Below are 8,677 nucleotides of genomic sequence, written 5' to 3' on the forward strand. Positions count from 1 at the left end.
CCGACTTGTCGGGCCCGCCGACCGGGCGCCTCCTATCCTGCCCGCCTCATCGACAAGGAATCTGCGCATGGGACGTACTAGGCACACCGCTGCGGCGATCGCGCTGGTCGGCGTGCTGGCGGCCGGGTGTGGCGCACAGCCCTCGGGTAGGTCGGCCGCGTCGTCGGCGCCCGCCGGCGCCAACGCTGCCGCGGGATCGCACGAGTTGGTCGGACTGTTCCGCCTGACGCCCGGCGCGGAACGCGGCGGGCACCTCACCGGCACCTGGTTCAAGATGGCGATCGTCGGGGGCACCGCCGCCGCCGGCCCGTACGTCACCAACGCCAACTCGACGGTCGACGGCGGCCAGGTCACGCCGCTTCAGCCGGGCACCGCCGGCGGCCTGCGCACCGGGTCCTACCAGACCGAGGCGCGGCCGGGCTTCAAGGGCGGCAACTCGCTGTCCTCCTCGGTGACGCGGCCGACGGGCTTCTTCGACGTGCTGTTCGGGATCTCGACCAACCCCGTCGATCCCCAGACCCACACGCCACTGCCGCCGCCCAGCGTCACGGAGCTCGACGGCCGGCTCACGGCCGACGTGTCGGCGTGGGCGGCGTCGTGGAACAACCAGGAGTTCAATCAGGGTGCGCCCAAGCCTGTTCCGTCCACCGGGCCGCAGCCGCCGGGGCAACAGAAGGTGACTCGCGCGTGGGACTGGGTGTCGCACAGGTGGCTCGCGCAGCCGGCGACGGCCAGGACCACCGGCCCGCAGGCGACCGGGACCTACGACCCCCAGACCAGGCACTTCACCCTCGACTGGAGCAGCCACATCGCCGGCGGCCCGTTCAACGACTTCACCGGGGTCTGGCACCTCGAGGGCACGTTCGAGCCCTCCGCAGGCAGCCCCGCTGCGCCGTCCGCCACCCCCTGATCCGGAGGTCTTCATGTTCGAGCGATTCACCCACGCGCGACCCGACGGCAGGTCCCGCCGCCGTTACCTGTTCGCGCTCCCGGTGGTGGTCACGTCCGTCGCACTCTCGGTCAGCTCGACGGCGGCCGCGGCGCCGTCCCCCACGCCGTCGCCGTCCCCATCGGTGCCCTCGGTCCAGTCAACCTCGGCATCATCAACCTCGGCACCGTCAACCTCGGCCGGCTCACCCGCGCTCCCCGGAGCAGGTGGGGCCGTCGGCATCAATCCCGCCGACGTCCAGTGCCCGCTCGGGTGGCCCAAGCCGAAGCTCAAAGGTGGCCTCGCATCGCTGATCCTGCTCGCCCCGGCGGCGGGGGCGTTCACGGACGAGGCATTCGCGGCAGGCCAGGCGTACGACCCCGTGCTCAGCCTCGCGGGGCCGTTCCTCGCGGCCGCGCAGCCGCAGATCACCGGCGCGCAGCCGGCGCTGAAGGGTCCCGTCGGCGCGCTCAACGCGGGCGAGCAGAACACGCTGAACACGATCAAGCCGTTCTACCAGCCCTACCGAAAGCAGCTGATCGAGGCTCTCACCAAGGCCGGCAACGACATGACCCCCGTGCTGCAGGAGATGGCCGCGTCGCCACTCGGGGCGTGCCTCGTTGCGTGGGAGTACCAGGTCGTGGTCGGTTTGCAGACGGGCCACTACTCGACGATCGCGACGACGGGGCTGGGCCGGCTGGGCGCCTTCGCCCGGAGTAGCAGGGCCGCCGGCAGGCCCACGCCATGATCGAATTGCGAGGTGCGACCAAGGAATACGACGGTGTCGTCGCTGTCGCGGGCGTCTCGTTCATCGCCGAGCCGGGCACTGTGACCGGCTTCATCGGGCCCAACGGCTCGGGCAAGTCGACGACGCTGCGGATGGTCGCGGGGCTCGAGCGACCCACGTCGGGCAGCGTCACGATCGACGGTGTCGCCTACCGCGATCATCGCAATCCGGCCGCCGAGATCGGCGTCATGCTGGACGCGGACTGGCTGGCACCCAGGCGATCCGCCGCCGATCACCTGCGCTGGCTGGCGGCGGGCATCGGGGTCCCGCGTGGGCGCGCCGACGAGGCCCTCGCCCTGGTCGGGTTGCAGCACGTCGCGGACCGGCCCGCAGCAGAGTACTCGCTCGGCATGCGGCAGCGGCTCGCGGTGGCCGGCGCGCTACTCGGCGACCCCGCCGTGATCGTGCTCGACGAGCCCGTCAACGGGCTCGACCCGGAGGCGATCGCCTGGACCCGAGTCGTGTTGCGGCGCTTCGCCGCCGAGGGACGCACCGTGCTCGTCTCGTCGCATCTGCTCGCGGAGCTGGAGCGCACCGCCGACCACATCGTGCTCATCGATCGCGGGCGCATCGTCGCCGACGAGCCGCTGGCCGACCTGCTCGACCGGCACGCCGCGCCGGTCGCCGCGGGCCCGCCCGGCGGCCTACACCGCCGCACCGAGCGCGGTCCGGTAACCCTCGAGGACGTCTACTTCACTCTCACCGAGCAGGATCCGGACGGCGGGATCACCGGCCCGGCTGCGCCCGACGGCGCGCTCGCACCGGATCCGCGCCCGCGGCCACGGTTCGTCCGCGCAGTGCTCGCCGAGCTGCTCAAGGCCCGCACGACCCCGGCGCTGCGCGCGCTGTCCGTCGCCGTCACGGTCGTCACGCTGGGTGCCGCTGTACTGGTCGGCGTGTTCGGCGCCGGGATCGGGCACCCCACCGTCGACACGGCGCTCTACGGGTTCGGGCTCCTCGGCGGCGCCCTCACCGCGGCGGCTGGCGCGCTGCTGCACACCGCCGACCACGACGCCGGCACCGTCTGGCTGACCCGGCTCGTGTTCCCCCGTCCCGCCCTGACCTACGCGGCGAAGGCGCTGGTGGCAGCTGTCGTCGCACTGGTCGGCGTCGCGGTCCTCACGACCGCCGCCATCGGCCTCGCGATCCTGGCGAGTCACAACGCCGACCCCACCGCCGCCGTATCCGCACCCGGCGCCGAGATCGCGCGGCTGGCGTGGACAGTGCCCGTCGTCGCTGTTCTGCTGGCCCTCGCCGGCCTCGCCGTCGGCACGGCGCTGCGAACCAGCGCCGCCGCCGTGACGGCGGTGCTGGGCTGGTGGTACGTCGCGGAATCCGTTGTGGTTCCGGCGATCCCCGACGTGGGCCGCACGATCGCGGCCTGGCTCCCGGTCACCGATGCCGAGTACGCGATGATCGGCGTCCGGGTCGGCGAGATCACCTGGTCTCCCGTCGCCGCGATCGGCATCGTCGCCGTCTGGACTGCGGTACTCACCGCGCTCGCGCTGTGGCGCCTGCGCATCCGGGCGTGACACGCCAGGTCCGACGGTGCCGGTTGGCTCGTCTGCGGCGCGGCGCCGGCCACGGCGCTGTACCGTCCAGACATGGCAGAGCAGGCCTACCAGGCCATCGCCGGCTATCGCGTCGTTCGGCTCCTCGGAGTCGGCGGTATGGGCGAGGTGTACCTGGTGCAGCATCCGCGCCTGCCCCGGCGCGACGCCCTCAAACTGCTCAACGCCGCGATGAGCGGCAACCAGGATTTCAAGGCCCGGTTCCTCCGCGAGGCCGACCTCCTCGCCCCGCTGAGCCACCCCAACATCGTCACCCTGCACGACCGCGGCGAGTTCGAGGGCCGCCTGTGGCTGACGATGGAGTACATCGACGGCACCGATGCTGCGCGCCTGCTCGCATCCCGCGGACCGTTCACGCTGGACCTCGCCGCAGACGTGATCGGCGGCGCCGGCGGCGCTCTGGACTACGCCTGGCGCAAACAGCAGATCACGCACCGCGATGTCAAGCCCGCGAACATCCTCGTGGCCATCGATGGAACAGTCGCCGAGACGGTCAAACTCGCGGACTTCGGCATCGCGAAGGCCGCGGGCGAGGCGACGTCGTTGACGTCGACGGGGGTCACCGTCGGCACCATGAGCTACATCGCTCCGGAAGCGATCGAGGGACGCGACCTCGACAACCGGGCCGACATCTACTCCCTCGGCTGCACCGCATTCGAACTCCTCACCGGAACCCTCCCCTACGCCGGGAACTCGATTCCCGCGCTGATGTCCGCGCATCTGTACCGCCCGGTGCCGCCGGTCACCGAGCGAGCGCCGCGGCTTCCCGGGTACCTCGACGCGGTGTTCGCGCGGGTGCTCGCGAAGGATCCGGCCGACCGCTACTCCAGCTGCGCGGAGTTCACGGCCGCACTGCGCAACCCCACACCGATTGCGCGTGCGCCGCAACCGAACACCACCGACGCTGTCCGACCGACGGTGCAACGATCCGCTACTCCGCTCGGAGCGCCGAGCACCGACCGACCCACCGGACCCCGTGCACCCGCACCGTCCGACTCGCGGGGCAAGGTGATCGCGCTCGTCGCCGTGATCCTCGCGCTCGCCGCAATCGCCGCAGTCATCGGCGTGGCGTTGGCGCGCGGCGGGTCGACCACGGCGAGCGGCCCGGCCGCCTCGCCCGCCCCACTCGCCGGCGCTCCCTCGCCGGCGCCACCGACACCGGCCCCCGTCCCCGTCACCACAACGCCCGCGCCGACTCCGGTGACCACGACGGCGATCACGACAGAGCCCGCGGCGCCGTCCTTCGCCTCGTTCGCGGGAAGCTGGCACGCCCACGAGGAGGGGCTCACCATCGCGTCGAACGGGACCGGCCGGGAGACGTACTCCGACACGTCGAGCTGCCCCGACGCGCCGATGTCGGGCTGCGGAGTCACGGGGACCGTGGATTTCGCGCTCGCATCGGTGTCCGGCAACACCGCCACCGGAACCATCACCGCGTCCTCCAACACGAAGAACCCGGTGGGTGGAGCAGTCTCGATCACGCTCGTGGGCGGCGGTCAGGGCCTGACGTTGACGGTGGCCGGCGGCGACCAGGGCTTCCCCTTCTGCAACAGCAACGACACCGCGCAGGCCGGCACCTACTACTGCGGCGCCTGAACCACCGCAGCGGACACCCGTCATCTTCCGGGCCTGGGCATGGCCGCGGGGGACGACGCTTGACAGGGCGGCACGCGGAGACGATGTGCGATCGGCCCGGCCACCCAGGCCGTCTGGTCCGCGGTCATTTCGGTAGCGAGCCCGGCGGCGCGGAGCAAAGTCGGCCTCAGTACAGCGCCACGATGCTCGAGAACCTTCCAACGAAGCCACCCGCTTCACGGCGCGACCGGTCTACTGGTCTGGAGCCTGCAGTAACGTGAGCCTGTGGCCCCCAGACAGTTTGACGCGACGACCGAGAGCGCGCTCCGCATCGAGATGCTCGACTTTCTCGCGGATGCCACCGTCGACCAGCGGGACCCGATCACCCGACTCGCCCTCGAGCAGGACTTCACTTTCAACGGGCACCCCTTCAAGCTCATCGACCGTCAACGCGGGATCCGCAAACCGACCGAACTGAGCGCGGCGCTGACGATCATGACGCCGTTCGATCGCAAGAAGCGATTCGACTACACCGACGAGATCGGCGACGATGGATTTCTCCGCTACGCATGGAAAGGGACCGATCCGAACGAGGGCGACAACGTCGGTGTACGTGCCGCGATCGACGCGGCGGTCCCGCTGGCGTGGTTCTACGGCATCGCCCCGGCCGTGTTTCAGGCCATCTTTCCCGTATACATCATCGGCGATGAGCCGACTCAGCATCGTTTCGTCGTCGCAACCGATGCTACGAGCGGACTCTATCGACCAGACTCCCCCATCGAGGCGGTGCTCCGTCGTTACGTCACCCGTGACTCGAAGGTTCGGCTACACCAGCCGGTGTTCCGATCCCGAGTACTACTCGCCTACGAGGACCGTTGCGCCGTATGCGCGCTGGGTCACCGCGAGTTGCTCGATGCGGCTCACATCGACGCCGACTCGGACGGCGGCGCTGCTGCAGTGGCCAACGGTCTCGCGTTGTGCAAGATTCACCATGCGGCGTACGACAGCAACATCCTCGGCATCACACCGGATCATGATGTGAAGATCCGCGTCGACCTCCTAGAGGAGGTCGACGGGCCGATGCTCAAGCACGGCCTGCAGGAGCGACACAACCAGCCTCTGATGGTGATTCCGAGGACGCGCGCCGCACGCCCCGACCGAGGCCTCCTCGCGGCCCGGTACGAAAGGTTCCTGATCGCGTGACGACGACGCCTGATCAGCCGCAGCTCGTCGTCGGCGCGGTCATCGTCGATGACCTGGCCGCCCCTAACCGAGTCTTGGCGGCCCGGCGGACCCGTCCAACGGAACTCGCGGGAATGTGGGAGTTCCCAGGCGGCAAGGTCGAGAGTGGCGAAACGCCGCGGGAGGCACTCGCCCGGGAGATCCGGGAGGAACTCGGAGTCACGATCGACGTCGGCACCGAACTCACCCATCCCGATGGCGCCTGGCCGATCTCCCAGACATACGCGCTACGCCTCTACTTCGCGACGGTCACAGCGGGAACTCCGACGCCCCTCGACTCACACGACGCCCTGAGGTGGCTCGCGCGAGGTGAGCTTGAGCATGTCCCCTGGCTGCCGTCCGACGATCGAGCGCTCCCCGTGATCGCGAATCGGCTCGCCTAACGGTCCCCTCGAACCTTTGCGCCCAAAGTGCCCTTTCACCTTGCCGTTTCATCGCACTTTCGGTGCAAAGGTTGGGCTCACCAGCTGCCCACCCGCGACAGCCGCTTCGCCGTCTTCCCGAGCGGCGGACCGCCCCGGCGGCCGAGCCTCCTACAGCGCAACCGGGATTCATGCGCTCCAGGATCAGCCGGTCCTCGAGCGACCTGTACATCGATACCCCCCACCCCCGCGCCACGACCGCCTAGGATTCCACGAGTGAGTCCACGCACTATTTCGCCCCAGATCGCCCGCTCCTGGCTGCTCGTGCCGGCCTCCCATCCCGAGCTCTTCGCGATAGCGCAGGAGAGCGAGGCAGACGCGATCATCATCGACATGGAGGACGCGGTCGCCGCGAACGACAAGAAGCAGGCCCGCAAGGACACCGTCGAGTGGCTCACCACCGGCCACCGCGCCTGGGTGCGCATCAACGACGCATCCAGTGAGTTCTGGAGCGAGGACTGCGCGGCGCTCAAGCAGTGCGAGGGCCTCGAAGGCGTGATGCTGGCCAAATCCGAATCATCGAGCCACCTCGACGACACCGCCGACCGCCTGGTGGACGGGACCCGCATCCTCGCCCTGGTCGAGACCGCCCGCGGCATGCAGAACGTGGCACATATAGCGGCTGCACCGTCCACCTTCCGCATCGCGTTCGGCACCGGAGACTTCAAGCGCGACACCGCGGCCGGCGAGGACCCGATCGCGCTGGTCTACGCCCGCTCGCAGCTGGTGATCGCCTCGCGAGCCGCACGGCTACCCGCTCCCATCGACGGCCCCACCCTCAACATCACCCACCTGCCGTCGGGAACGGCGCACGCCAAGGAGATGGGTATGTCGGGCAAGCTCTGTCTCACCCACGAGCACGCCGCGATCATCAACGCGGGGCTGAGCCCCAGCGAGAAGGACATCGCGTGGGCGCACGGATTCATCGCCGCGTTCGAGGCGTCCGGCGGCAAGATCACCGACGGCTCGGACCTGCCTCGCCTTGCGCGGGCGCAGAAGATCGTGCACCAGGCCGAGGATTTCGGCATCGAGGTCGCCCCCGCCGAGGTCAGCCACAGCGGTTACTGAACCTCGCGATTCACACGGCCTGCGCGCCCAACTCCTGCCCCCGCATGCGTTGGGAGATCACCTGCGTGATCCCGTCGCCGCGCATCGAGACCCCGTACAGGGCGTCGGCGACCTCCATTGTCGGCTTCTGGTGCGTGATCACGATCAGCTGCGACTTGTCGCGCAACTGCTCGAACAGCGAGATCAGCCGGCGCAGGTTGGTATCGTCCAACGCCGCCTCGACCTCGTCCATGATGTAGAACGGTGACGGCCGCGCGCGGAAGATGGCCACCAGCATCGCGATCGCCGTCAGCGACTTCTCGCCGCCGGACAGCAGCGACAGCCGCTTCACTTTCTTCCCCGGCGGCCGCGCCTCCACGTCGATGCCGGTCGCGAGCATGTCACCGGGCTGGGTCAGCACCAACCGCCCCTCGCCGCCGGGGAACAGGGTCGCGAACACCTCGACGAACTCGCGCTCCACGTCGGCGTACGCCTCGGTGAACACCTGCAGGATCTTGGCGTCCACCTCCTGCACCACCTCGAGCAGGTCCTTTCGGGCGTTCTTGACGTCCTCGAGCTGCGTCGACAGGAAGTTGTACCGCTCTTCGAGCGCCGCGAACTCCTCCAGTGCAAGGGGATTCACGCGCCCGAGCGTCGCGAGGTCCTTCTCCGCGGCCTTGAGGCGGCGCAGCTGCACCGCGCGGTCGAAGGCCAGGGGCGCCGGCGCGACCACCTGCTCGCCCCGCTCCTTGGCGGCCTCGTACTCGGCAACCTCGAGCGCCGACGGTGGCAGCGGCACGTCCGGCCCGTACTCCGCGATCAGGTCGTCCGGCGACATCCCGTGCGTCTCCAGGATCTGTTCCTCGAGCTGTTCGATCCGCAGCTGCGCCTGCGCCTTGGCCACCTCGTCGCGGTGCACGGCGTCGGTCAGCTGCGCGAGCCGTGCGCTCAACGAGGACGACTCGGCGCGCGCCACGTCCAGAGCCCCGCCCCGCTCGGCCCGCTCGGCCTCCAGCGCGTCCCGGTGCGCCGACGCCCGTGCAACGGCGACGTCCAGGCGGGAGGCGACCGCCACGGCACCGTCGGCCACCGCACGGGCCACCTC

The 8,677-nt window shown here is 70.1% G+C and carries 8 protein-coding genes; 7 read left to right on the forward strand and 1 reads right to left on the reverse strand.

Annotated elements, in window-relative coordinates; genetic code table 11:
- Positions 1-67: 67 nt before the first annotated feature.
- The 7 genes from ABD908_RS25350 (at position 68) to ABD908_RS25380 (ending at position 7,593) form a co-directional block, all read left to right on the forward strand.
- Complete coding sequence (locus tag ABD908_RS25350) at positions 68-910, forward strand: hypothetical protein (RefSeq protein ID WP_345001316.1); 843 nt, start codon at positions 68-70, stop codon at positions 908-910.
- A 13-nt stretch (positions 911-923) separates the two neighbouring features.
- Positions 924-1,676 carry a hypothetical protein gene (locus ABD908_RS25355; protein WP_345001318.1) on the forward strand — a complete coding sequence of 251 codons (753 nt, stop codon included), beginning with the start codon at positions 924-926 and terminating at the stop codon, positions 1,674-1,676.
- The gene (locus ABD908_RS25360) at positions 1,673-3,247 is read left to right on the forward strand and encodes an ABC transporter ATP-binding protein (protein ID WP_345001320.1); all 1,575 of its coding nucleotides are present in this window, start codon (positions 1,673-1,675) and stop codon (positions 3,245-3,247) included. The genes ABD908_RS25355 and ABD908_RS25360 overlap by 4 nt, the downstream gene beginning before the upstream one ends.
- 72 nt (positions 3,248-3,319) lie before the next feature.
- Positions 3,320-4,882 (forward strand): serine/threonine-protein kinase, encoded by a 1,563-nt coding sequence (locus ABD908_RS25365; RefSeq protein WP_345001322.1) that lies wholly within the window; start codon positions 3,320-3,322, stop codon positions 4,880-4,882.
- 264 nt (positions 4,883-5,146) lie between these two features.
- Positions 5,147-6,064 (forward strand): HNH endonuclease, encoded by a 918-nt coding sequence (locus tag ABD908_RS25370; protein ID WP_345001324.1) that lies wholly within the window; start codon positions 5,147-5,149, stop codon positions 6,062-6,064.
- Positions 6,061-6,486 (forward strand): (deoxy)nucleoside triphosphate pyrophosphohydrolase, encoded by a 426-nt coding sequence (locus tag ABD908_RS25375; RefSeq protein WP_345001326.1) that lies wholly within the window; start codon positions 6,061-6,063, stop codon positions 6,484-6,486. The genes ABD908_RS25370 and ABD908_RS25375 overlap by 4 nt, the downstream gene beginning before the upstream one ends.
- Positions 6,487-6,741: 255 nt before the next feature.
- Positions 6,742-7,593 carry an HpcH/HpaI aldolase/citrate lyase family protein gene (locus ABD908_RS25380; protein ID WP_345001328.1) on the forward strand — a complete coding sequence of 284 codons (852 nt, stop codon included), beginning with the start codon at positions 6,742-6,744 and terminating at the stop codon, positions 7,591-7,593.
- 10 nt (positions 7,594-7,603) lie between these two features.
- Here ABD908_RS25380 and ABD908_RS25385 read toward each other — a convergent pair.
- Positions 7,604-8,677: AAA family ATPase (locus tag ABD908_RS25385; protein ID WP_345001330.1), on the reverse strand; the 1,074-nt coding region annotated here is incomplete at its 5' end.

The sequence above is a fragment of the Tsukamurella soli genome (genome assembly GCF_039541155.1).
GTDB lineage: Bacteria > Actinomycetota > Actinomycetes > Mycobacteriales > Mycobacteriaceae > Tsukamurella > Tsukamurella soli.

What these genes read in the sequence shown, in the direction of transcription:
- ABD908_RS25365 (WP_345001322.1), top strand. Translation starts at nt 3,320, where the DNA reads ATGGCAGAGCAGGCCTACCAGGCCATCGCCGGCTATCGCGTCGTTCGG.
- ABD908_RS25350 (WP_345001316.1), top strand. Translation starts at nt 68, where the DNA reads ATGGGACGTACTAGGCACACCGCTGCGGCGATCGCGCTGGTCGGCGTG.
- ABD908_RS25360 (WP_345001320.1), top strand. Translation starts at nt 1,673, where the DNA reads ATGATCGAATTGCGAGGTGCGACCAAGGAATACGACGGTGTCGTCGCT.
- ABD908_RS25355 (WP_345001318.1), top strand. Translation starts at nt 924, where the DNA reads ATGTTCGAGCGATTCACCCACGCGCGACCCGACGGCAGGTCCCGCCGC.